The sequence below is a fragment of the Mesorhizobium sp. 2RAF45 genome (assembly GCF_052115225.1).
GTDB classification, from domain to species: domain Bacteria; phylum Pseudomonadota; class Alphaproteobacteria; order Rhizobiales; family Rhizobiaceae; genus Mesorhizobium; species Mesorhizobium jarvisii.
In genome coordinates this window covers 109408-132723 of sequence record NZ_JBFRGG010000017.1, presented here as the reverse complement: position 1 = coordinate 132723, position 23316 = coordinate 109408, and the positions used below count along the sequence as shown (strand labels likewise).

Here is a 23316-nt window from a genome sequence, read left to right as displayed (position 1 = left end):
ATCTGTTCGGCTTGGTGTTTTGTATACGGACCCATCGGTCGGGTCTTCTCACCTCCTCGACAAACCTGGCAATACCATCTGCCATTGTCGCAGAAAATTTCCACCGAGGTGTCTCCCTCTGCAGGCTCACCCTTAGCCGCCTTACTCGTGAACTTGATTATCTTTGAATGTTTCTGAGCAGGCGGGACTGCATATAGACTTTTGGTGGCGTCTTCTTGGTTCGGTGCTTGGGACATGGGTGGCTCCTTTCCTATGCACTGGGTTCGCAATCCGCGATTGCATGCATCGCGACTAAGGCCGAAGTTCAGCGCTGCGCGGCCAACTGCGCCTACGGACGTTCCGAACCCAAGGGTAAGTGCGGCAGCCAGTGTGCGCCCTTTGCATCAAGGCAACAGACGGTTATTCGCGGGGATATCACCCTTGATAGCGATTTGGCCCTCGACATTGCTCGGTACTCTTCTATCGATTAACAAACTGCGTTGTGTTCCGCAGATAACTACTTCCATATCAGAGTTGCAAGAAATGAGCGCATTCGGTCCGCTCTTCCAGACCAGCGCCTACTTGCTGCCTGCGCGACCACTCTCAACGCACCGCTGCTATTCAAAAACCTGGGGTTCACGCAAGGGTGATGCCTGTCGATGAAACTTCGCCTGGCGAGGCGCGTTGTGAGAGTTCAGCCAGTTCGAGGCGGGCCGCCCCATGTATGATGCGTGGTTTTCCAAGCCAATATCCGTCGCCACCGGCATAAGCGGCGACATCCGAAACCTGACCAACGCTCGACAAGCTTTTGACCTGCTTAACGACCATTGGCGTGACGGAGGTAGCGATAAACACCGATCCGCGAAACGGGCATGCCAGCAGGCCTTGAACGGCAGTGTTTCGGCTGACGTCGCGAGAGACGCATTCATCGACGCAGCGCGGGAAGCCCGCATATTGGTCGAGTGAACTGCGCGCTGCATATGAGACTGGCGAGGGTGAATCACTTTCTCGCCCACGAGCGAGGTCGCCATGAACGCAACAACCCGATTGCATGAACTCGGCCAAAGCCTCTGGCTGGACAACATCACACGCGATCTGCTGAGCAGCGGCACCCTTCAGCGCTATTGCACCGACTTTTCGGTGACGGGATTGACGTCGAACCCCACGATTTTCGATGAGGCGATTAAAAACAGCACTGCTTACGACGAGGCCCTTCATCGAAAAGCCAGAGGGGGCAAAACGGGCGAGCAGCTATTCTTCGAATTGGCGCTGGAAGATTTGAAGCAAGCCGCAGCACTGTTCCGCCCAGTCCACGAAGCGACGGCCGGCATCGATGGCTGGGTTTCGCTGGAAGTATCGCCTTTGCTGGCTAACGATGCCGGCGCCACTGTCGAGGCCGCCAAGCGGTTGCACGGGCAGGCGGAGTGTCCCAATCTGTTTATCAAGATTCCGGGCACGCCCGCAGGCGTCGAGGCCATAGAAGAATCGATCTTCGCCGGCGTGCCGGTGAATGTCACCCTGCTGTTTTCGCATGCGCAGTACATAGCGGCGGCCGACGCGTATTGCCGAGGCATTCAGCGCCGGATCAACGCCGGGCTCGACCCGAAGATCGCCTCGGTCGCCTCGATCTTCGTCAGCCGCTGGGACAAGGCGGTGATGGACAAGGTTAGCCCAGCACTTCGGAACCGTCTCGGCATCGCCATATCCGGGCAAGTCTATAAAGCCTACCGGGAGCGGCTTGCCTCGGTGGGGTGGCGCAAGCTGGCCAATGCCGGCGCACTTTCCCAACGTCTGCTTTGGGCGAGCACCGGCACCAAGGATCCGCAGCTTCCGCAATCCTACTACATTGAAGCGCTCGCCGCACCGGACACCATCAACACCATTCCGGAGAAGACGCTTCATGCGTTTTCGAAAGAGGGTGCGGTTAACGGCGTCATGCCGGAGGACGGTGGTGGCAGCGAGACCGTGCTTGCCGACTTCGCAAAAGCCGGCGTCGACATTCAGGCGCTTGCCGCGCAGCTCCAGTTGGAAGGCGCGCAATCCTTCACCAAATCGTGGACTGATCTGATGGCGGTGATTGCGTCGAAGAGCGAGCAGTTACACCGCCACGGTTCGGCCGGCGGATGATGAGCGCGCCTCTCGTGGCCAGGACGTTGCCACTCGCGGAACTTCCAGCATGGCAGGCGTTGCTGGCGCATTGGCAGGAAGTGCGCCTTTTGCATCTGCGTCTGCTCTTCGCCGATGATCCCCAGCGGGGCAAGCGCTTCGCCATCGACGCCTGCGGACTTTATCTCGACTATTCGAAAAACCGCATCACGGCCGAGACGGTCCAGCTACTCATTCAACTTGCCGAGGCCTGCAGGTTGCGTGAGCGCCTCGAAGCGATGTTCAGCGGTCAGAAGATTAATGTGACCGAGCGGCGCGCGGTGCTTCATACGGCCCTGCGCGCGCCTATTGGCGAGCGAATTTTAGTCGACGGTATCGACGTTGTGCCGGAAGTCCACGCGGTGCTCGGCAAGATGGCCGACTTCACGGACAAGATTCACAGAGGCGCTTGGCGCGGCCATTCAGGCCTCGCGATACGCAACATCATCAATATCGGCATCGGCGGCTCGGACCTCGGGCCGGTCATGGCCTATGAAGCGCTGCGCCACTACAGCCGGCGCGACATGATTTTCCGCTTCATCTCGAACGTCGACGGTACCGACTTCGTGGAGGCGACGCGGGACCTGAATCCTGAGGAAACGCTGTTCATCATCTGCTCGAAGACGTTTCGGACGTTGGAAACGCTGACCAACGCCCACGCCGCACGTCAGTGGATACTGCACAAGCTGGGCGACCAGCAGGCGGTGGCCCGGCATTTCGTCGCCGTCTCGACCAATGCAGAAGGGGTCGCAAAATTCGGCATCGACACCGAGCAGATGTTCGGCATGTGGGATTGGGACGGCGGCCGCTATTCGATGGATTCGGCGATAGGCCTGTCCACCATGCTCGCCATCGGGGCGGAAAATTTCCAGGCGATGCTGTCGGGTTTTCACGACATGGACCAGCACTTCCGCACCGCCCCGTTCGGTCAGAATTTGCCGGCTCTGATGGGCCTGCTCGCTGTTTGGTACAACAATTTCTTCGAGGCGCAGACGGTCGCGGTGCTGCCCTACGAGCAATATCTGAAGCGTTTTCCCGCCTATCTCCAGCAACTGACGATGGAGAGCAATGGCAAGCACGTCACGCTTGGCGGCACGAAAGTCGATTACCAAACAGGGCCGATCTATTGGGGCGAACCTGGCACCAACGGGCAGCACTCCTTCTACCAACTCATTCACCAGGGCACCAAGCTGATTCCATGTGACTTCATTGGGTTTTGTCAGGCATTGAACCCGGTGGGACGCCACCACGACCTGCTGATGGCAAATCTCTTCGCGCAGACCGAGGCTCTGGCCTTCGGCAAGACGGAAGAGGAGGTCAGGGCCGAAGGGACCCCGGACTGGCTGGTCCCGCACCGCACCTTCGAAGGTAACCACCCCTCCAACACCTTGCTTGCCGAGCGCCTGACCCCGAAGACCCTAGGCAGCCTGGTGGCGCTCTACGAGCACAGCGTCTTCACGCAAGGCGTCATCTGGAACATCGATTCATTTGACCAATGGGGCGTTGAGCTGGGCAAGGCATTGGCCGAGAAAACAATCCCGGAGCTGGAGGTCTCCGAAGCTCCAAGCCTTCAACATGATAGCTCGACCAACGCTTTGATCGAGCGCTATCGCCGATTCCGGAGGCGAAGAAATGAAATGCGGTGAGGCCGGCCGCCCATGGCGTCGACCTGACCAAACCTGCAACGGCTCAACCCGCCAGCACTTTGACAATGGAGTTGCATAAACCCGCTCGAAGGATTTCCCATGAAACCGGTGCCACTCGACCAGCTTTGCATCAACACGCTGCGAATGCTTTCCATTGACGCAGTTCAGAAAGCAAAATCTGGCCACCCCGGAACGCCGCTGGATGCCGCGCCCATGGCCTATTGCCTGTGGCAGCGCTTCCTACGCTACGACTCTGCCGATCCCGATTGGCCGAACCGCGACCGTTTCGTGCTGTCGGCCGGCCATGCCTGCGCCCTGCTCTACAGCCTGCTTTACCTGTGCGGCGTCAAGGCAAAGGGCCCGAGCTATCCATCGGGCAATCGACTTGCCGTGACGTTGGACGATCTCAAGAGTTTTCGCCAGGCGGGCAGCCATTGCACGGGACATCCCGAATATGGCTGGACCTCGGGCGTGGAAACCACCACGGGGCCGCTCGGACAAGGTGCGGCGACATGCGTCGGCATGGCAATTGCGGAACGCTGGCTGGCAGCCACCTATAATCGACCGGGTTATGATCTGTTCTCGCACAACGTCTATGCGCTGTGCAGTGACGGCGACATGATGGAAGGGCTCAGCAACGAGGCGGCATCGCTGGCTGGACACCTCAGATTGTCGAACCTCTGCTGGATTTATGACGACAATCACATCACCATCGAGGGGCCGACTGGCCTTACATTCACCGAAGACGTGGCAACCCGCTTCCTCGCGTACGGATGGCATGTCGAGCGGGTAAGCGATGCAAACGATCTGATGTTGCTGGACAAGGCTTATCAGACGTTCATCGATACGCATGACCGCCCCACGCTGATCATCGTTCAAAGCCATATCGGTTATGGCGCGCCGCACAAGCATGACACAAACAAAGCCCACGGCGAGCCACTGGGCGCCGAAGAAGTTCGGCTGACTAAGGAATTCTACGGCTGGGATCCGGACGCCGATTTCAAGGTTCCGGAAGGGGTCGTGGCGCATTTCCGCGCACATATGGGCAAGCGTGGGGACGCCGCTCATGCCGCCTGGCGAAAATTGTTCGCGGCCTATCGTAGACAATATCCCGACCTGGCCAAACAGATCGACCAGATGCAGCGACGCGATGCTCCCTCCGGGTGGGACGCCACGTTGCCCGCCTTCTCAGCCGATGCGAAAGGCCTCGCGACGCGCGACTCGTCGGGCCAGGTGTTGAACGCTATTGCGGAACATTTGCCATGGCTGCTGGGGGGCGCGGCAGACCTGTCGCCGTCAACCAAGACGAACCTCGAATTCGATTTCGCCGGCAACTTTCAGACCCCAGAGGGCGACCAGGCCGTCAGCTACCGCGGGCGGAATTTCCACTTTGGCCTGCGCGAACATGCCATGTGCGCCATCGGCAACGGCATGAGCCTGTCGAAGCTGCGGCCGTTCGTCTCCAGCTTCCTGATCTTCACCGACTACTGCCGCGCGGCGCTGCGGCTGAGCTCGATGATGGAACTCCCGCTCATCTCCATCTGGACCCATGATTCCATCAGTCTCGGCGAGGACGGGCCAACCCACCAGCCGATCGAGCAGCTTGCCTCGTTCCGCGCCATGCCCGGCATGGTCGTGCTACGCCCGGCGGATGCGAATGAAGTCATGGAGGCATGGAAGGTCATCATGCATCTCAAGGACAGGCCTGTCTGCCTCGTGCTGACGCGACAGGCGGTGCCGACGCTCGATCGCTCGATCTATGCAAACGCAGGCGGCGTGGCACGGGGCGCCTATGTACTGGCCGATGCGCCCGACGGCAAACCCGCTGTCCTGCTGCTGGCGACCGGCAGCGAAGTCGCGCTCTGCGTGACGGCCTATGAACAGCTAAAGGCCGAGGGCATCAAGGCACGCGTCGTCAGCATGCCGTCATGGGAATTGTTCGAAAGCCAACCGAAGGAATATCGCGAGACGGTCCTGCCGCCCGCTATAACGGCCCGGGTTGCGGTAGAAGAAGCATCTGGTTTCGGATGGGAGCGTTATACGGGTTTCGACGGGGCTATCCTCGCTCTGCACAGTTTCGGCCTGTCCGCACCATCGAAAGTTGTCGCAGAACACTTCGGATTCGAGCCAGAGCACGTCGTTGCGGCTGCCAAGGCGCAAATAGCGGGCCGCCGGTCAATCAAACAAGTCGGGATTGCCCGAACCGAATGAGGCGACCAGCATGACGATGGAAATCAGTGCATTGGCCGGAAAGCCGGCCCCGGCCGACCTGCTGGTCAACGTCGCCAAGCTCGTCACAGCCTATTACAGCCAGGCACCGGACCCTGCCAACTCCTTGCAGCGGGTGGCGTTCGGCACATCCGGGCATAGAGGCTCGGCGTTTGAGAACACGTTCAACGAGGCGCATGTGCTTGCAATCAGCCAAGCCATTTGCCTATACCGCGAGCGACAAGGCATCAATGGTCCCATATTCGTCGGCATCGATACACATGCGCTGTCGGAGCCAGCCTTTGCGAGCGCCCTTGAGGTGCTGGCCGCGAACGGAGCGCAGGTGATGATGGCGGCCGGTGGCGAGTATACGCCCACCCCAGCCGTCTCCCACGCAATCGTGATCCACAACAAAGGCCGCAAGACCGGACTTGCCGATGGGATCGTCATCACGCCGTCGCACAACCCGCCGGGCGACGGAGGCTTCAAGTACAACCCGCCCAATGGCGGGCCGGCGGATACCGATGTCACCGGCTGGATCGAAAGACAGGCCAATGAGCTACTTGGCAACGGCCTGAAAGGCGTGCGGCGGATGCCGTTCGAGAAAGCCCTCCATGCGCCGACAGTCCATGCTCACGATTTCCTGAATGCTTACGTGAACGATCTCGGCAATGTCATCGACATGGACGCCATTCGCGGAGCACATGTTCGCATGGGCGTCGACCCGCTCGGCGGCGCGGGAGTCCACTACTGGCCCGCCATAGCCGACCGCTACAAGCTCGACTTGACCATCGTCAATCGCCAGGTCGATCCCACTTTTCGTTTCATGACGGTTGATTGGGATGGCCAGATCCGCATGGACCCGTCTTCAGCTTATGCCATGCAAGGCCTTATCAGCCTGAAGGATCAATTCGACATCGCTTTCGCATGCGACACCGATCACGACCGGCACGGCATCGTCACGCGCAGTGCCGGACTGCTGCCGCCCAATCATTACTTGTCGGTGGCAATAGACTACCTGTTCCAGCATCGCCCTGAATGGCGCAAGGACGCCGCGGTTGGAAAAACGGTGGTGAGCAGCCAGATGATCGATCGCGTCAGCGCCAGGCTGAAGCGCAGACTGTATGAAGTGCCGGTCGGGTTCAAATGGTTCGCCGAGGGCCTTCAGGACGGCTCGCTGGGTTTTTGCGGCGAGGAAAGCGCTGGTGCGACGTTTATGCGCCGCAACGGCGCCGTCTGGACGACCGACAAGGATGGCATCGTTCCGGCGTTGCTGTCGGCCGAGATCATGGCAAGGATGGGTCGCGATCCCGGCGAGGTTTATCGCAGCCTGACGAAGGAATTGGGCGAACCGGTCGCTGATCGGCTCCAGGCAACCGCAACCCCAGCACAAAAAGAGAAACTGTCGAAGCTTTCACCGCATGAGATCACGTCGAAGACCCTGGCTGGCGAACCGATCAAGTCGGTGCTTAGCCGGGCGCCGGGCAACAATGCCGAAATCGGCGGCGTCAAGGTGGCCACGGAAAACGGCTGGTTCGCCGCGCGCCCTTCAGGCACCGAGGAAATCTACAAGATCTACGCTGAGAGTTTTCGCGGACAGGACCATCTGCGCGCCATCCTGGCCGAGGCGCAGACGATCGTCGACCATGCGCTCGGGGCAACCAAAGGAAACTGAACCGGCTGCACCGCTTGTAATGATCAATGCTTACCTCCCGAGGAGATGCTCCCCGGGATAAACGATCGTTCCATCATCGGGCACGACAGCGCCTGGCGTCAGGCTGGCCTCCTCGACATGACCGGCCCCAAGGATATGCATGACGCGTTCGCCTTCTGCGAGCAGGTAATCGGCAATGATGCGGCGGTGGCACCGCCACCAGACGGCTTCCGCGCACATGATTGCGCAGCGATGCCGGCCGCCGAGCTCTCGCAGTTGCGCCAAGCCTTTGGCGAACGGCTCGGTCAGCGCATAGTCGGCGTAGTTGCGAAAACCACGTACGCGCCAATAGCTATTGGGGGAAGGTTCCGCCCCACGCGCCCTGCCCCGCAAGCCGCCAAGCGCAGCGATATGCTCATAGCCGATCCGCCACGGCGCCAACGCTCCTGGAAGGCTTTCGCCGTTGAACTGCGGATTGGTGCGCGAACGCGGCATCGAGCGCACATCGACGACGAAATCGACACGAGACTGCAGAAGCAGTTCGCCGAACTCGACGACCGTGCGCGTGGAATGGCCTATGGTGAAGAAGCTGTTCGTTTCGATTCCAATCTGGGGGCGCAGGGCGACCGGCCACCTCGGTGCGGATCGTAGCCGGTTTATCCTACAGATCAAAAAGTCCTTCCATCGGGAAGCGATTCACTGGAACCGAATTCGAGCGCGACGGTTGAGTGATGGATCCTCGCCGTTCGACCGCGCCAACCAGGTGCGAAACGGCGTCATGGTTCCGTGAGAATCCCTATTACCCTGGTCGAGCTTCATGGCGGATAGATTCAAAATCGGCGATCACGTGAGCTGGAATTCGGAAGCCGGGCGCGTCAGCGGCACGATCGGCCGTGTCCACACACGCGATTTCAAGGTCCACAGCTACACACACCATGCGAGTGAGGAAGCGCCGCAATACGAAATCAAAAGCGGCAAGACCGAGCACATCGCCTTTCACAAGGGTTCGGCGCTCACCAAACTTCACGATTGACGCTCCCGCCAGGGCGCGATCGATGCCAGAAAGATAGCCGATACCTATGACTTCCCAGCCGCCCTCACCCGAACCGCTCCGCGCAAAGCTCAGCGATGCAGATGATCGCATCCGTCTCGATAACTGGATGCCGCCACAGCAAGGAATTTTCCCACGCATACGGATCGGGCGAAAGTGGATCAATACATTATGGGCAATCCCAATCGGAGCGGCGGTGCTGCTATGCCTGATCGCGCTCGCGCAAAGCCTTCGCGAGCTTCCCGAGGTTAAGGCCTTCATCCACAACCACCCCGGCATCGCGCAATCGGCACCATTGGTGGACTCCGGTTTCCCCTGGTGGCTGCAGCTACAGCACTTCCTGAACATGTTCTTCATGCTGTTCATCATGCGGTCCGGCCTGCAAATCCTGGCCGACCATCCACGACTGTATTGGGGGCGAGACTGCACGCCGGGAACCGATTGGTTTCGTTTCCAGGTGCCGGTGCCGAAGGACCGTATCTGGACCGCGAAGGATGATTCCGTCACGCTGCCGACATGGCTTGGTATTCCGGGGCTCCGGCACACGCTCGGCCTATCGCGCTGGTGGCATTTCTCGATCAATCTCTTGTGGCTGATCAACGGAGTCGCCTTCTACATTCTCCTCTTTTCAACCGATCAGTGGCGCAGGCTGGTGCCCATGACTTGGGAAGTTTTCCCGGCCGCGCTCTCGACGGCAATCCAATATGCCTCGCTGAACTTTCCGGTCGACGAAGGCTGGACCCGCTACAACGGCCTCCAGCAACTCAGCTACTTCGTCACCGTGTTCATCGCTGCGCCTTTCTCGATCGCCACGGGGCTGATGCAGAGCCCCGCGATTTCCAATGCGGCAGGATGGTTTGGCCGATTATTCAACCGGCAGGCCATGCGATCGGTTCATTTCATCTCGTTCGGCTGGTTCGTCGGCTTCATCTTGGCGCATGGCGCGATGGTCTTCGTCACCGGCATCCGGCAGAATACCAACCATATGTTCGCCGGCATCGACGACGCTTCATGGACGGGTTTCCCCCTGTTCCTCGTCGCGATGGCCATCCTCCTCGCAGCATGGCTAGTCGTCTCACCCTTCACCATCAGCCACGCCCGATTGGTGCAGCGCACCGGCGCGTTCATGATCGGCTGGCTGATGGGGCTGGCGGAAGGCTGGGATGCGCGCTCGCAACTGACGAAGAAGGATATCTCGCCCTATTTTTGGCCGAACGGGACAATGCCGAATTCGAAGGAATTCGACGATCTCGTGGCCGAGAATTTCGCCAGCTACCGACTCCGCGTCGGCGGCCTCGTCGAAGCACCCCGCGACTTCTCCCTGGCCGATCTAAGGGCAATGCCAAAGCAGGAACAGATCACTACGCATTTCTGCATCCAGGGTTGGTCCGGCGTTGCCGAATGGGGCGGCATGCCCATGCGCGATATTCTGGACCTGGTGAAGCCGACACCAGCGGCCCTCTACGCCGTGTTCTACTCGCTGGCCGATGGTGCCGATGGTGGTCGCTACTACGACGTCCACAAGATCGAAAACATGAGCCATGACCTGACGATCCTCGCCTACGAGATGAACGGCGCCCCGCTTAGCGTTTTACATGGCGCGCCCTTGCGGCTCAGGTGCGAAAACGAGTTGGGCTTTAAGATGGTCAAATGGGTCGCAGCGATCGAGTTCGTGCGCGATTTCGCCGACCTCGGCGCGGGTCAGGGCGGTTACAATGAGGATCATGAGTTCTACGGCTATCGTATGCCGATTTGATTGCCGATAATAACGGGGCGCTGTTACCCTACGGACGATCCTGAGCGCCCATGGATTTTCACGCCAAAGCGATTTCACAGGAGTACGAACGATGTTGGTCGAGAAGATGTTGCCACGCGCGTTCGAGCGACTCGCGGTAATCGAAGCAAAGGCTCAGATTAAAGAAGCGGCCAAGATGATGTCCAAGCCGCACACCGACCTCGTTGTGGTGTGTGAGCGAGGGAACATGGTCGGCGTCGTTACAAAGACAGATATTGTTGGCCAGATCAGTCAGTGCCTCGGATTCGGGTGTACGGCCAGTATAGACAGCATCATGACGCGCGATGTTACCTATTGCCGGGAGAATGAGGGGCTTCTTGATGTGTGGACGGTGATGAATGAACGCGGTCTTCAGCGCATTCCGGTCCTGGATGAGGCACAAAGGCCAATCGGCATTATTTACACACGAGATGCACTGCAAGCATTATTAGGCGAATCTGAAAGCGAAGATAAACTTCTCCGCGATTACATATCGGGGGTCGGTTACCGATAGGGACCGGCTATCTGCCTGGAGACTCAACATGTGCGTGTCTCGATGTCGGCGCAGCGAAACAAGACCGACAAGGCCGATGCGCTGGCATCGCCCACGTGATGCGCGCCGGCTGGGGCCGCTAGGCTTACATCCAGTCGGAAAGCAACTGCCGGGCACGGATTTTGCTGGCGCACCGGCGCAATGACTTCCGCGGTCAAGTCAGCGTGTTGCGGGCGATAACTCGGACATCGAGCGCACGCTTCCGCTCGAGAAAACCACGAGCGCGAAAAGCAGCACAGCGGCTGCGACGATCAGCGATCCGCCGGCGACGACCGGCTCAAGTGCCGTATTACCTTGCAGCATCAGATAAAGCGCTGGCAGCATGATTACCAGCCCGACGTTATACACGCCGTAGTGGACCATCGCGATTCTCCGCGCCGCCTTTGCCGGGTTAAGCGCATAGTACCCGCCAAAGATTGCAGATGTGACCCAGCCGAGCAGATTGATGCGAGCATGTGCCGGAAAGGCACCATGGTCGCCCGAGATCGCCATTTGTAGGCCGGCGCCAATCCCCAGAATGAGCCACACGATAGCCGTCTTAAAAAAGAGATCCGAAACCTTAGGCATGACACTTCCTCCCCAAAAAAGCCGAATTCAATGCGCCCTATATTATGGATTTCTAAAAGATCGATGCAATCAAAATCACATCCATAAGACCCCCGACCGAGCCTCACAGTGACGGGTTTATGGCTTTGGCTTGCGGATCAGTTTTGCTCGGTTTTTTGCGGTCGGCACTTTTCGCTCCGCCTTCGCCCCGGTGCACACCGCAATTGCGACCGATGACGGTGAAGAATTCAAGCCGATTCCATGATCCCGGGCCGTCGGTTGCGTAGCAGGCTAACGACGTATTGCCGTAGGCTGGGCGTGATCGGTGTCACGTCCGCGTGGTGTATCGAGAACGAAACGCTTTACCTGACGTTTGTCCGAATGAAACAGCAACAGTCGTTGGCACCATTAGGGAGAGCGGCCGAGATCGCCGTTTGGCAACGGGCCCGACATGATCGGCGTGACCCGTTGGGTTGACAATGCAATTTTCGCGGCGACGCAGTACATACCTACTCACGCAACGGTGATAGCTGTTCAACGAAACCGTTCGTCGACACCGCGTTTTGTCCGGTGCGGTCCATCTGAGGTTCCATCATGTACGAAGCGTGGTTTTCCAAGCCGGTGCCAGTCACCACCGGCATTGGCGGAAATATTCGCAACCTCTTGAATGCTCAACAGGCGCTAGATTTGCTTGGAGGCAATTGGCGCGATGCAGGAAGTCAAAAACATCGGTCCGCGTTGAGAGCTTGCCAGCAGGCCATAAACGGCGGCGTTTCCGCCGATGTTGCAAGAGAAGTTTTTGTCGAAGCCGCCCGAGAGGCGCATATTTTGGTTGAATGAGATCACAGTTTGCGCGCCGGTTTCCTTGTCGACCTCGAACGTCCTTTCGTCGGCAGGAAGATTTCCGGTCAGTTGGCCATTCCAAAATCCCTCAAGGATTACAATACCAGATCGCGATTGAGAGCCGCGTAATTGCTGGCGAGGTAGATCGATCTCGTTTGGAGAAAGCTCGCATCTACTAGGTGTTCAACCAACGCGGTCTTGTTCAGCGCCATCCTGTTTTCTACGGCGGGTGCCGAAGGCCAGCAATGCCGAACGATCACGCTCCTCGGCTTGCTTCCTCGACCGCACGCGCATCAGATCCTTCCAGCCGACATAGCCGACCAGTTGCAGGCCTTCGCGGGTTACGACCGGCAGATGCGAGACATTGGCCACCAACAGCTTGTCCGACAGGCCTTCGAGATATTCGTCGGGAAAGGCGAGCGTCACCTTGCTTCCGGCAAGCAGTTCGCCGAGCGTCGTCGTCCTGTGCTTGCCGGCGCGGCGCCAGCGCAGGATGGCCGGCGGATCGATGAGGCCGAGCACCCGCCTGTTCTCGTCGACCACCGGGAAGCTCGGGTGCCGCGTCTCCGGCGCGGTCAGGAAGGCCGCCGCGCCATGCAGTGTCATCGTCGCCGGCACGCTCTCGACCTGCGACGTCATCACCTCGCGCACCCTCGTCAGCGCGAACGGATCGACGCGATATTCGCGCACGAGGTGGTGCCCGCGCCTGGCGATCTTCTCGGTCAGGATCGAACGCTTCATCAGAAGCACGGTGACGGCGTGCGCCGTCGCGCAGGCCGCGATCAGCGGCACCAGCACATGGGTGTTGCCGGTCAGTTCGACCGCGAAGAAAGTGGCCGTCAGCGGTGCACGCATCGTGCCGCCCATGGTGGCGGCCATGGCCAGCAATGCCCAGAAGCCCGGATCCGCCGCTGGCAGAACGCCGGCGAGCACTGCTCCCATCGCCCCACCCATGATCAGCAGCGGCGCCAGCACGCCGCCGGATGTCCCCGACCCTAGCGCAACCGACCATATGATGGCTTTCACTACCAGGAGGATCAGCGCCGCGGTCGCGATCGTGCGGCCGTCAAGCATATTGGCGATGTTGTCATACCCGACGCCGAGCGCGTGCGGTTCGATCAACCCGCCTATGCCGACAACCAAACCGCCTAGCATCGGCCACCACATCCAGTGAATGGGCAGTTTCTGGAAGCCGTCCTCGCAGGCATAGACCATCTGGGTGAGCAGCCCTGACAGCAGGCCGGCGCAAATACCGACCAGAACCCAGCCGCCAAGCCCGACGAACGACACCGCCATGCCGCCCTGAAACGGAAAGATCGGCCCGGGCAGATGCAGCACGGTACGCTCGACCTCGGCAATGATCGCCGCAACCGCCACGGGAATGAAGCTGCGCGGCGTCCATTCGAACAGCAGCAGTTCCACCGCCAGCATGATGGCGGCGATCGGCGTGCCGAACACGGTGGTCATGCCGGCCGCAGCACCCGCCACCAGCAGCGTCTTGCGTTCGTTGTCGCTGACCGGCAGCATCTGCGCGATCAGTGAGCCGATCGCGCCGCCGGTCATGATGATCGGTCCTTCGGCGCCAAATGGTCCGCCGGAGCCGATGGAGATCGCTGACGACAGCGGCTTCAGGATCGCCACCTTGGCATCGAGCCTGGAGCGCCCGAGTAGGATCGCCTCGATGGCCTCGGGAATGCCGTGGCCGCGAATCTTCTCGCTGCCGAAGCGCGCCATCAGGCCGATGATCAGCGCGCCGATCACAGGGACGATGACGGAGGCATAGCCCAGCGGAGTGTCCTCGAGCTTCAGGTCGGCGAGCGTGAACTGGCCAAAATAGGCAATGTTGGTGGCCAGCCGGATCAGTTTCAAAAGCGCAATGCCGGCAAACAGCCCCGCCGTCGCTACCACCACCGCTATCGCGGCAACCAGCAGCACCCTGGCATCGGTCGTGAAATCTCGGAGATGGTCGGGGCTGGCGTGATCAGGTTTCATTGCTGCTCTCATTCTGCGGACGCATCGCATGTGCCGGGTAACTGTGTCGGCGGACACGGCATGCTTGTCGGTTCGCTATGTATCGGAATACGATATAAATAGACAAGGCCGTTCTTGCTAAAACCGATCGGAATTGAACAAGTGTCAAAAATGACGCATCCGCAAAAACCACGCCCCGCCATCAGCCAGGCCGACTACCAGCGGCTGTCGGAGTTTCGTTACCTGATCCGCCGCTTCCTCGAATTCAGCCAGGTCCAGGCACATGATGCCGGGCTGACCCCACGCCAGCATCAGGCGCTGCTTGCGATCAAGGGATATCCGGGTGGTGGACCGGTGACTGTCGGCGACCTCGCGGAGCGCCTGCGCGTCCGCCACCACAGCGCCGTCGAATTGGTCAATCGCCTTGGCGAGGCAGGGCTGGTCGCACGGGATCAGGACAAGGACGACCACCGTCGTGTTCTGCTGCAGTTAACGGTGCGTGCCGACGACCACCTGGCCGACCTTTCGGTTGCGCATCTCGACGAGCTTTCGCGGATAGAACCGATGCTGAGACGCTTGCTGCGTCGTGGCGACGAGTGATCCGAACAGGTCGACTTCATTGGCATTGGCTCGTCGCGACACGCAGCTTCTTGCACGAGCCAGTTAGATACCATGTAAATATGAGAGCAACTGTGTCGGTCAGCGTTCGAAAACCTATTCAATGGTAACCAACGTCAGCGCGAACTTTGCCGCGGAACACCCAATACGACCAGCCGGTGTACATCAGGATCACGGGCAACAACACAAGAGTGCCGACGAGCAGGAAAGCCTGGGTGCGTTCTGAAGAGGCCGATTCCCAAAGCGTGAAATGGTAGGGAACGATCATCGGGAAGAGGCTGATGGCGATCCCGACATAGGAAAGCACAAAGAGGCCGATGGCGCCGACGAAAGGCTTCGTCTCACTTGCACTGCCCAGTACCCGCCAGGTGAAGAAGGCGACGGCCGCTGTCGCGACAGGTACCGGTGCCAAATACAGAATGTTGGGCCAGGCGAACCAGCGCGCGGCGATGGCCTGGCTCATGAACGGGGTCCAGATGCTGACCACGCCAATACCGACGAGGACGCCGACAAGACACATGCGGCCGTGGCGGCGCGCCGCCGCCTGCACCTCCCCCTCGGTCTTGAGGATCAGCCAGCCGGCGCCCAGAAGGCTATAGCCGAACAAAAGGGCGAAACCTGTCAATAGCGAGAATGGCGTCAGAAAATCGAAGGAACCGCCGGAAAACTGTCTGCCAGTGACCTCAAAACCCTGGATGAAGGCGCCAAGCACGACCCCTTGAGCAAAGGTGGCGACAGCCGAGCCATAGCAGAAACCATGATCCCAGAAGGTCTTGTGCTCAGCGTCGCGGAACCGGAACTCGAACGCCACGCCGCGGAACACCAGCGCCAGCAGCATGACCAGGACCGGAAAATACACCGCCGGGATGATGATGGCGAAGGCAAGCGGAAACGCCGCCAGAAGCCCGAGGCCGCCCAGCACCAGCCAGGTCTCGTTGCCGTCCCAGATCGGCGCGATCGAGTTCATGATCGTGTTGCGGGATGCAGTGTCGGGCGCGAAGCCGTAAAGCATGCCGACGCCAAGATCGAAGCCATCCAGCAGCACGTAGAAGAACACCGCCATGCCGAGGATCAGCGTCCAGATTGGCACGAAATCGAGGACCTGGCTCATCGGTCCGCGCAGGGGCTGCGCGATCAGCACCGGCACGAACTGAAACAGGGCACCGCACATCAGCATGCTGAGCCGGCCGATCGTAACCATGTGCACGAGGACCAGCGTCTCGGGCGCCTCCGCCGCCACCGCAGGGAAGCCGTAGCCGGCGACCATCAACATCTGGGCACCGACAAGAAAGACCAGCGCTACGGTGAAATATGACATTGTCCAGCGCGATAGCGCAGTGCCTATCATAGCCGTTTCCTCGCAGCGCCTCCATGACGGACAACGCATCAAAACCGTCGAAACTTCGCTGTGGTTGTCCGGCGACGGAGCCTTACTGGACTCCTCTTGCCGGAGGCCACTCGCGCCCAAAGTTTAACCGGCCTGTCTCAATCGACTTTGTCCAAACGCAAACTTGTTTGCGAGCGAATCATTTTCTCTTCGACGGAAGGGTCGAGCCCACTGGACTAGCGCGACGCGCTTGCCTCGATATGGGCGTCCCTCGATTTCGGCCTGTCCGGCCAGAACGCTGACATACTAGCGCAGCGCTTTTGATGCCGTGATCATCGACAAACGTGGTCGGGCGCAGCGCCGGGCTTTTCGAGGTACATTGTTGAGTTCAAGTAGTGGCGAAAGAGGGATCATGCCTTCCTGCAGTTGCCCGTTCAGGCCCGACCGAGGTACAGCCAGTACGCCGGACCGAGCCGTTCGACCGTTTGAGGAGACTGGATATCGATGATTTCACGGCCTGATAGGTCAACGTCGCGGCAATTGTTGTTTTGGTAGATCCAAATCGACGCTTGTTCGCCATTCGCACGGTCACCTCAACCAGTCTTGGAAGGGAGTACGAATGTGTCAGCGGACAGCTCGCTGATCACTATTTCAGTGTTGGATGCTTTTCCTTTTCGCCGGGCTAGCCTACTCCTCTTTAGAATCGCGCCACAGGTCACGCAAACAGCGCCGTGCTGATCAAAAATGGTCGAGAAACCTGGCCAGCATTCAATCAAGCCGAAAGCCTGAAGCGCCAAATGTAACGTGGTGACCTGCTATCAAGAGAACCTTGAGAATAGGTCCATACTCAGCCCGATCCTGCATCGGCGATTCTGCAAATCACGCTGGCTACAAATATCCAATATTTGCCTTCGCCGATCGCGAGGATCAACGAGGCGTCGGTCGTGGCTGTCCGAATCGAAACGGAGAACCTTGGGGAGCTTGCAGCTCGCGTCCGATAACGCAGAGCAGGTGTTTCCACGATTGTCACCTCAACCCACGAAGGCAAGGATGCGTTCCGGCGAAAGTGGCAGGTCTGTCAGTTCGGCGCCAGCGCATGATTGACGGCGTTGACCACTGTCGCCGCAACCGGAATGGTCGCTATCTCGCCTACGGCTTTTGCGAACCGTGCGACGAACGGCTAGCATAACCGACGTTCCACACCGAGCAGAATATTCCGTTGCAATCATCCGTCCTGAGAAAATATGTAGATGCCTGTCTCCCTATTATACCAGCCAACGGCTGCGCGTTTCTCGCCCGCAGTGGATCTAGGCACCTATGCCGATTGAATGATGAATCTTCCTAAAGCTGAGCCGGTATTGCTCTATCTCTACATCCCGTTTTGCCGATCCGATGCGGATACGATCCGGTGCTGATCCGCGCGTCAGGAAGGCGCTTTGTTCGGCTGCCGCGCACGTAATTTGGGTTGAACGAGCATACCGCCAAACAGAGCCGCGTATCCGAGGAAGGCCACCACCCACAACGTCGCCGATATGTGGAGAAGTATTGCATCAGTAGGGACGAACGCCGCGCCGATGCGCAGGAGAGCCGCGAGCACGATTGCGACAAAGACCGCGCATGTGCCAATGCCCGCCCGCAACTCGCGGCCTGTATGCCCAAGGGTGGCTCGGGTCATGACGGCGAGCGTCATGCATGCCACCGCACCTACGCTGAACGCGTGAATGCCCGCCGCGGAAGGAACGATCTCCGGTAGGACGACTGCAAGTCCGGCCAGCAGAAAACCGATCGGCACAAAGACGAACGCTACGTGCAGGATCAGCACCAGCGGATCGCGGAGCGTGCGATCACCAGCCCAGCGCGCAAGCCGCATGGCGTTGAGGACCGCTCCGGCGATCAGCATTGCGCCCGTTACGTTGCTTTCAGGAAAGAAGGCCCAGGCCGCCAATGCGGTCGCGGACAGTGCGATCGTTGCTGCGTCGAAATGGCTGAACGGGGATGGCAGACGTCCCTGATTTTCGCGCGCCAACCAATTCCGGGTGAAACTGGGAACAACGCGTCCCCCTATAATCATTAAGAGGACGACAGCGGCCCCGAGGCCGAGCCGGCGGCTAATGTCCGAGATGCCTTGGTAGTGCGCTTCGGCATGAAACATCACGTTGGCCGCCAAAAGCACGGCAACCGGCAGCAGCACCTTCAGGTTTCGCCAGTTTCGGCCCGCGATGATTTCGGTCGCGGCGGCGGCTGCTACCGCCAAGAGAAATGCGCAGTCGACTGCGGCTCCGACGAGCCAGCCGGTGTCAGCTGAAAAGAACACCGCAAGCCGCCCTGCAAGCCACAGCAGGACGAGCGCTAGCAGGGGCAGGCCTTGCACAGGCAGACGTCCGGTCCAGTTCGGGATGGCCGTCAGCAGGAATCCCGTCATAATTGCCGCGAGATAGCCAAAGAGCATCTCATGGACATGCCAATCAACGGGCAGAAAGACGCTGGAGGTTGTGAGCTTGCCGTAAAACAACGGCAGCCAGAAAAGGATGGCTGCTCCGGCATACAGAGAGCCGAGAAGGAAGAACGGCCGGAAACCGTAAGACAGAACCGCCGGATAAGCGCCCGATCGTGTACGAGGAATTGCCATCTAATGCATTTCAAAAAAGAGAAACCCATAGCGGAGTGACGTCCGTCTGTAGGGTCCTGTTGATTTTTCAGAATAATATTTGCTTCGCCTCAATTGCCCGCTTGAACTTGAGCCAACAGGACCTCAAACACTTTCTTCGCCTTCCCCGACTGTTTGACAGTCGCTGCATGCGCCAGATTGACCGGCCTGCCGACCACGATCAGCGCTACCATGCCCATCCCATAGTGAGCCGCGCACTTCACGCCGTACACACCTTCCTTGTCGAGTTTAACGGTAATCTGTTCGCTCGACTTACCCTTGAAAGTCTTTGCTCCTTCCGGAATCATTCCCCAGATGCTTTGTGCAAGATGCCCCTTGTCGGTTGGCACGAACGTGACCGTGTCGCCGGGCGTTGCCTGGACAAAGCCGGGCTGAAAGACCATCGCACCTTTCTCGCCCTTGTCGAGCATCTGGATTTGGTGATCGGCCGCCTGGGCCGCTCCTGCCAACATCAATACGGCGAATGGGACAGCGAGTACAATTTCGTATCTCATGATCTTGCCTTCCTGTTCTGATTCTCGATGGCGTTCCCCGCTGGGCTACTTCTAGGCTGTCTTCGGCCTGTGAACTTTGCGACAGCGCAAACAAGGTTGGGAAATGAGGAAAAAAGCCGCAGTGTCCGCCACTTGCCGCCCGTTGGCCAACTAGACATGAGCCGGCTGAAGCGATGGTCGGGTACACAGAGATCGTCGCCTTGGGCCTATTCCCTTTCACGGCGCTGTTGGCCGCCGGCTTCATGTCGACATTGGGATAGCGACGGAAGGCTCTCGTGCCCTAGGCTGAATCGACATTCATCGCATCCATAGGGAGGGTCGATCACCGCTTTTGCGGCTGCGGCAGGCAATTTCCTATGCTTCAACTGCTCTTTCGAAATACCGTTGTTGTTGAAAAGCCGGAGCACGCTTTCCTCCACTGCGCGGTCGATGAAATCGTGGCTGGTGTCGCACGAGCAATTGGAATTCCCCAACAGCGAGGCTCTTCAGACTGTTGTGCGCCCGTGCAAGCGATACCGCCTCGGTCGCGCGTTTGAAGCGCTGGCGGCCGCTAGTGGAACCAGGTGGACGAACCGAAGTGGCTGTGACTTGGAGCGCCGAAAATCGGCTAAATAAGGATGAACGCGCCGATGAGAAGCGCGCCGAGCCCGATCGCGATTACAAGGCGTGTGGTGAGATCCATCAGATCAATTTCCTTATTGCCATGCCTGGCGTTTCGAGTTGGAAGAGAAGACCGTCCGCTTCCGCGCCGGAAGAGAACCCGGGAGCAGAAACGCCGTGCGCCGCTGCCCTGCCCGGCGCCAGTCAGTCAGGAAACCAGCACATTCCGGAACTGCCACGGATCGGATGTGTCGATCTCCTCCGGGAAGAGCCCAGGCCGGCCATCCAGAGGCGTCCAGTCCGTATAGACACCCACGAGGGAGCCAAGATAGGGCTTCTGGATCTCCAGGCAGCGCCGGAAGTCCAGGTCTTCAACCTCCACGATGCCAGCCTCGGGGTTTTCAAGCGCCCAGACCATGCCTGCGAGCACAGCCGAGGTGACCTGAAGCCCAGTAGCATTGTGATGGGGCACAAGCTGGCGTGTCTCTTCAATCGAGAGCTGCGAACCGTACCAAAACGCGTTTCTTGAATGCCCGTAGAGAAGCACGCCAAGTTCATCTATGCCGTCGACGATCTCGCTCTCGTCAAGGATGTGGAACTTGTCCTGAGCCTTGCCTGCCTTGCCGAACATTTCGTGCAGCGACAGCACCGCGTCGCCGCAAGGATGATAGGCGTAGTGGCAGGTCGGCCGATAGGCGACCTTTCCGTCATCATCGTGAACGGTAAAATAGTCGGCAATCGTAATGGACTCGTTGTGGGTGACCAGGAAGGCGTGCTGCGCCTGTGCTGTAGGCGTCCACGAGCGGACACGCGTATTGGCGCCCGGCTGAAGCAAATAGATCGCGGCCTGAGAGCCTTTGTCATGGGTGCGGCCGTTGGCTGGCATCCATCTTTCATGGGTACCCCACCCAAGTTCGGCGGGTTGCAGGCCCTCGGACACGAAGCCTTCGACGGACCAGGTGTTGACGAACACGCCGACAGGCTTTGGCGATAGGGCGCGCTGCGTGTCCCGCTCGGCAATATGCATGCCTTTCACGCCGACGCGATGCATCAAGATCGCCCATTGCTCTCGAGATTTCGGCTCTTCAAGTTCTATTCCGATGTCGCTTGCGAGGGTAAGCAATGCTTGCTTCACAAGCCACGAGACCATTCCGGGATTGGCCCCGCAGCACGACACGGCAGTCGTGCCACCCGGGTTCCGACGTTGTGCTTCGAGGATGACTTCGCGCAGGGCGTAGTTGGTGCGAGCCTCAGGCCCGACGCTGTTGTCGAAGTAGAAGCCCGCCCAAGGTTCAGCGACGGTGTCGATATAGAGCGCACCGATCTCTCTGCAGAGCTCCATGATGTCACGCGACGATATATCGACCGAGACGTTGACGCAGAATCCCTGGCCGCCGCCGGCTGTCAGCAGAGGCGTGAGAAGCTCGCGGTAGCCATCTGGTGTGACCGCCGCATGGACGAACCTGATCCCCCGCTCATCGAGGAGGTGGCGGTCGGTATCATCGGGATCGATCACCACAAGGCGGGACCGGTCAAACTCAAAATGGCGCTCGATCAACGGCAGCATTCCTTTGCCGATGGAGCCGAAGCCAATCATTACGATGGGACCGGAAATTCGTGCGTGCACAGGCCAGGATTCGATTTTCATATGCTTGTCCATCATGGTTGGCGGCGTCACGTGGGAGACGTGACTGGAAAGGATTCAAGGCTTGGATCTGCGGGGACCGTCTTCTTTTTCGCGGGCCGCGTCGGCCAAGGGAGACGTCCGCATTTGCAATCGTCGACACAAACAGTGCAGTTCGCCTCCAAAGACCTTAGAACTCGCGCGAGCTGGGAGTCCGAAACAGTCCGTCCCGCCTCGGAGACCGTGAACCAACTCCGCTTGCGCTGGGACCGCTCGGGCCAGTTGACGAGTGTGCCCCGGACTTCGATGCCGAACAGAACAACACGGCATAAGGCTGTCGAACCGTCGCGAAGGATTTTCAGGTAGTCGTAGGCCCCGATCGGTTCCGAACGAGCATCTCCGAATACTCCTCCTTCTTCGAATGCCTCCAGTGCGGCGACCTTTGCCGGGGTCTCGCCTTTGATGGGCCAGCCTTTGGGTACGATCCACCGCCCCCTCTCTCGCGAGGTGATCAGGAGAATCTTGAGCTCACCACTCCTGGACCGGCGCCATGCGATGGCACCGTACTGACGGCGAACGCCTGACCCCTGGAACGACTCTAGCTGTCCATGGGTTGCAGCTTTTTCAATCGCTGACACGGTCTACAACCCGGTCTTTTCGAGAGCGACGCATCGAGGCCGTCGAAAGCCCTTCTGAGGGCGTGTGTGGCAGCTATATTGAACAAGGCCCCGGCTGGCACACCATGGACAGCGGCGTGCGGCCTTTGGCAGGTTGCGTTGACAGGCCTGGCACATGACGGCCAAAAACGGGGTGAACATGATGGGCTCCGAGGGGCGCTCGCCAAGCGATACGCAAATAGAACTGCACCGCGATGATTTTGGTGAGTGTTCCCGGAGCGGAGTACTGTGCGGCTGTCAGTTCATCATCAAGCTGCCCCAGGAGAAAGCATATGCATCCCCGGTGAGCCTCGAAATCATGATGAATGTTTTCATGCACATGCCTTTTAATCTAGACATTGAGGCAGCCAAAGCAAGGGTGGAAACTGCCCTGCGACAAAAAGTGTTCTTTGCAAACCCGCATTTGACTTTGACCATTCCATGACCAAGATAGCGGCATGCAAAATTCGTTTCCCTATTTACCGACTTTTCGGTTGGGCCTCCTCGTAGGCCACTAGCCCTGGTCCGGATTGTCGCCGAAGCGACAAGCGGGCCAGGGAGTTCACCCCCCTCGACATCACCAATCCAACTGGTTTCGCCTGATCGCAATGCGTCAAGGTGGAATCTGATTGCGAATGTCATACGGCTTGTTCTCGCGCGAGACCGGGCGGGAGGAGGTTGATGTGACCTTCGCTTCAAGGCAGGAATCCAATGTCAAAGAAAAATGGCAATCGAGAAATACGCAAACCGAAGAAAATAAGAGAACAGCCAGCTGAAATATCCGCGATATCTCAACAGTCTCTCAGAGTCGGGCAACGCGTAGGAAAGAAATAACCTTAATTTTGTCATCCATATAGGGCGCTCTTCGAATTCGCCCTATATGGAAACTTGTTAAGTTCGCTCTCAAACAAGACGATGTCATTTCTATTTTCTGTTGGCCTCTTGACTTCCGTCAGAAG

General features: G+C 59.0%; 20 protein-coding genes and 1 pseudogene. 13 read left to right on the top strand and 8 right to left on the bottom strand.

Annotation, left to right across the window (positions count from 1 at the left end):
* Positions 1-699: 699 nt before the first annotated feature.
* The 5 genes from AB4Z43_RS29855 to pgm all read left to right on the top strand — a co-directional run bounded on the left by AB4Z43_RS29855 (position 700) and on the right by pgm (position 7653).
* Positions 700-945 (top strand): DUF982 domain-containing protein, encoded by a 246-nt coding sequence (locus tag AB4Z43_RS29855; RefSeq protein WP_256753457.1) that lies wholly within the window; start codon positions 700-702, stop codon positions 943-945.
* A 63-nt stretch (positions 946-1008) separates the two neighbouring features.
* Positions 1009-2106, top strand: a complete 1098-nt coding sequence (gene tal / locus AB4Z43_RS29850) for a transaldolase (RefSeq protein WP_441940332.1) — start codon at positions 1009-1011, stop codon at positions 2104-2106.
* A complete protein-coding gene (gene pgi / locus AB4Z43_RS29845; RefSeq protein ID WP_441940330.1) occupies positions 2106-3770 on the top strand; it encodes a glucose-6-phosphate isomerase in 1665 nt (554 codons plus the stop codon). The genes tal and pgi overlap by 1 nt, the downstream gene beginning before the upstream one ends.
* 99 nt (positions 3771-3869) lie before the next feature.
* Positions 3870-5981, top strand: a complete 2112-nt coding sequence (gene tkt, locus AB4Z43_RS29840; protein WP_441940328.1) for a transketolase — start codon at positions 3870-3872, stop codon at positions 5979-5981.
* A gap of 10 nt (positions 5982-5991) precedes the next feature.
* A complete protein-coding gene (pgm, locus tag AB4Z43_RS29835) occupies positions 5992-7653 on the top strand; it encodes a phosphoglucomutase (alpha-D-glucose-1,6-bisphosphate-dependent) (RefSeq protein WP_441940326.1) in 1662 nt (553 codons plus the stop codon).
* Positions 7654-7683: 30 nt separating this feature from the next.
* Here the strand turns inward: pgm and AB4Z43_RS29830 are convergent, their stop codons facing one another.
* On the bottom strand, positions 7684-8253 hold the full coding sequence (locus AB4Z43_RS29830; RefSeq protein WP_127266172.1) for a DUF488 domain-containing protein: 570 nt from the start codon (positions 8251-8253) through the stop codon (positions 7684-7686).
* On the opposite strand from AB4Z43_RS29830, the gene AB4Z43_RS29825 reads away from it, so the two are divergent.
* The 5 genes and pseudogenes from AB4Z43_RS29825 to AB4Z43_RS29805 form a co-directional block, all read left to right on the top strand.
* Positions 8210-8422, top strand: coding sequence for a hypothetical protein (locus AB4Z43_RS29825; protein ID WP_164758033.1), 213 nt, complete (start codon positions 8210-8212; stop codon positions 8420-8422). The two genes, AB4Z43_RS29830 and AB4Z43_RS29825, sit on opposite strands and share 44 nt — an antisense overlap.
* A gap of 27 nt (positions 8423-8449) precedes the next feature.
* Positions 8450-8665: a DUF2945 domain-containing protein gene (locus AB4Z43_RS29820; RefSeq protein ID WP_441940325.1), complete on the top strand. Its 216-nt coding sequence runs from the start codon at positions 8450-8452 to the stop codon at positions 8663-8665.
* A 46-nt stretch (positions 8666-8711) separates the two neighbouring features.
* Complete coding sequence (locus tag AB4Z43_RS29815) at positions 8712-10439, top strand: molybdopterin-dependent oxidoreductase (protein WP_441940323.1); 1728 nt, start codon at positions 8712-8714, stop codon at positions 10437-10439.
* A 91-nt stretch (positions 10440-10530) separates the two neighbouring features.
* The gene (locus AB4Z43_RS29810) at positions 10531-10971 is read left to right on the top strand and encodes a CBS domain-containing protein (protein WP_441940321.1); all 441 of its coding nucleotides are present in this window, start codon (positions 10531-10533) and stop codon (positions 10969-10971) included.
* 3 nt (positions 10972-10974) lie between these two features.
* Positions 10975-11090 (top strand): annotated as a pseudogene (locus AB4Z43_RS29805) (IS110 family transposase); the annotation flags it as partial.
* Between the two features lie 79 nt (positions 11091-11169).
* Here the strand turns inward: AB4Z43_RS29805 and AB4Z43_RS29800 are convergent.
* Positions 11170-11577: a hypothetical protein gene (locus AB4Z43_RS29800; RefSeq protein ID WP_441940319.1), complete on the bottom strand. Its 408-nt coding sequence runs from the start codon at positions 11575-11577 to the stop codon at positions 11170-11172.
* Positions 11578-12150: 573 nt separating this feature from the next.
* Between AB4Z43_RS29800 and AB4Z43_RS29795 the strand changes: the two genes are divergently transcribed.
* Entirely contained in the window at positions 12151-12396 is a 246-nt protein-coding gene (locus tag AB4Z43_RS29795) for a DUF982 domain-containing protein (protein WP_127266269.1), read from the top strand.
* A gap of 186 nt (positions 12397-12582) precedes the next feature.
* On the opposite strand, the gene AB4Z43_RS29790 is transcribed toward AB4Z43_RS29795, so the two are convergent.
* Positions 12583-14391, bottom strand: coding sequence for a chloride channel protein (locus AB4Z43_RS29790; protein WP_441940317.1), 1809 nt, complete (start codon positions 14389-14391; stop codon positions 12583-12585).
* A gap of 150 nt (positions 14392-14541) precedes the next feature.
* On the opposite strand from AB4Z43_RS29790, the gene AB4Z43_RS29785 reads away from it, so the two are divergent.
* Positions 14542-14970: a MarR family winged helix-turn-helix transcriptional regulator gene (locus tag AB4Z43_RS29785; RefSeq protein ID WP_441940315.1), complete on the top strand. Its 429-nt coding sequence runs from the start codon at positions 14542-14544 to the stop codon at positions 14968-14970.
* 118 nt (positions 14971-15088) lie between these two features.
* On the opposite strand, the gene cydB is transcribed toward AB4Z43_RS29785, so the two are convergent.
* The 5 genes from cydB to AB4Z43_RS29760 all read right to left on the bottom strand — a co-directional run bounded on the left by cydB (position 15089) and on the right by AB4Z43_RS29760 (position 22339).
* Positions 15089-16336 carry a cytochrome d ubiquinol oxidase subunit II gene (gene cydB, locus AB4Z43_RS29780; protein WP_441940313.1) on the bottom strand — a complete coding sequence of 416 codons (1248 nt, stop codon included), beginning with the start codon at positions 16334-16336 and terminating at the stop codon, positions 15089-15091.
* Between the two features lie 1402 nt (positions 16337-17738).
* Positions 17739-18944 (bottom strand): NnrS family protein, encoded by a 1206-nt coding sequence (locus AB4Z43_RS29775; protein ID WP_137935308.1) that lies wholly within the window; start codon positions 18942-18944, stop codon positions 17739-17741.
* Positions 18945-19033: 89 nt separating this feature from the next.
* Entirely contained in the window at positions 19034-19477 is a 444-nt protein-coding gene (locus AB4Z43_RS29770; RefSeq protein ID WP_441940311.1) for a pseudoazurin, read from the bottom strand.
* Between the two features lie 808 nt (positions 19478-20285).
* Positions 20286-21725: a homospermidine synthase gene (locus tag AB4Z43_RS29765; RefSeq protein WP_137935309.1), complete on the bottom strand. Its 1440-nt coding sequence runs from the start codon at positions 21723-21725 to the stop codon at positions 20286-20288.
* 26 nt (positions 21726-21751) lie between these two features.
* Positions 21752-22339, bottom strand: a complete 588-nt coding sequence (locus AB4Z43_RS29760) for an NUDIX hydrolase (RefSeq protein WP_441940309.1) — start codon at positions 22337-22339, stop codon at positions 21752-21754.
* Positions 22340-22493: 154 nt separating this feature from the next.
* Here AB4Z43_RS29760 and AB4Z43_RS29755 point away from each other — a divergent pair, with 154 nt between their 5' ends.
* Positions 22494-22802, top strand: a complete 309-nt coding sequence (locus tag AB4Z43_RS29755; RefSeq protein ID WP_441940308.1) for a hypothetical protein — start codon at positions 22494-22496, stop codon at positions 22800-22802.
* Positions 22803-23316 lie beyond the last annotated feature (514 nt).

Bases quoted from the DNA above. Each gene is read 5' to 3' on its own strand.
- AB4Z43_RS29770 (WP_441940311.1), bottom strand. From the start codon at position 19,477: ATGAGATACGAAATTGTACTCGCTGTCCCATTCGCCGTATTGATGTTG.
- AB4Z43_RS29795 (WP_127266269.1), top strand. From the start codon at position 12,151: ATGTACGAAGCGTGGTTTTCCAAGCCGGTGCCAGTCACCACCGGCATT.
- tal (WP_441940332.1), top strand. From the start codon at position 1,009: ATGAACGCAACAACCCGATTGCATGAACTCGGCCAAAGCCTCTGGCTG.
- tkt (WP_441940328.1), top strand. From the start codon at position 3,870: ATGAAACCGGTGCCACTCGACCAGCTTTGCATCAACACGCTGCGAATG.
- AB4Z43_RS29800 (WP_441940319.1), bottom strand. From the start codon at position 11,577: ATGCCTAAGGTTTCGGATCTCTTTTTTAAGACGGCTATCGTGTGGCTC.
- AB4Z43_RS29810 (WP_441940321.1), top strand. From the start codon at position 10,531: ATGTTGGTCGAGAAGATGTTGCCACGCGCGTTCGAGCGACTCGCGGTA.
- AB4Z43_RS29785 (WP_441940315.1), top strand. From the start codon at position 14,542: ATGACGCATCCGCAAAAACCACGCCCCGCCATCAGCCAGGCCGACTAC.
- pgm (WP_441940326.1), top strand. From the start codon at position 5,992: ATGACGATGGAAATCAGTGCATTGGCCGGAAAGCCGGCCCCGGCCGAC.
- AB4Z43_RS29825 (WP_164758033.1), top strand. From the start codon at position 8,210: ATGGTGAAGAAGCTGTTCGTTTCGATTCCAATCTGGGGGCGCAGGGCG.
- AB4Z43_RS29815 (WP_441940323.1), top strand. From the start codon at position 8,712: ATGACTTCCCAGCCGCCCTCACCCGAACCGCTCCGCGCAAAGCTCAGC.
- AB4Z43_RS29765 (WP_137935309.1), bottom strand. From the start codon at position 21,725: ATGAAAATCGAATCCTGGCCTGTGCACGCACGAATTTCCGGTCCCATC.
- AB4Z43_RS29775 (WP_137935308.1), bottom strand. From the start codon at position 18,944: ATGGCAATTCCTCGTACACGATCGGGCGCTTATCCGGCGGTTCTGTCT.
- AB4Z43_RS29820 (WP_441940325.1), top strand. From the start codon at position 8,450: ATGGCGGATAGATTCAAAATCGGCGATCACGTGAGCTGGAATTCGGAA.
- cydB (WP_441940313.1), bottom strand. From the start codon at position 16,336: ATGATAGGCACTGCGCTATCGCGCTGGACAATGTCATATTTCACCGTA.
- AB4Z43_RS29790 (WP_441940317.1), bottom strand. From the start codon at position 14,391: ATGAAACCTGATCACGCCAGCCCCGACCATCTCCGAGATTTCACGACC.
- pgi (WP_441940330.1), top strand. From the start codon at position 2,106: ATGAGCGCGCCTCTCGTGGCCAGGACGTTGCCACTCGCGGAACTTCCA.
- AB4Z43_RS29855 (WP_256753457.1), top strand. From the start codon at position 700: ATGTATGATGCGTGGTTTTCCAAGCCAATATCCGTCGCCACCGGCATA.
- AB4Z43_RS29755 (WP_441940308.1), top strand. From the start codon at position 22,494: ATGACGGCCAAAAACGGGGTGAACATGATGGGCTCCGAGGGGCGCTCG.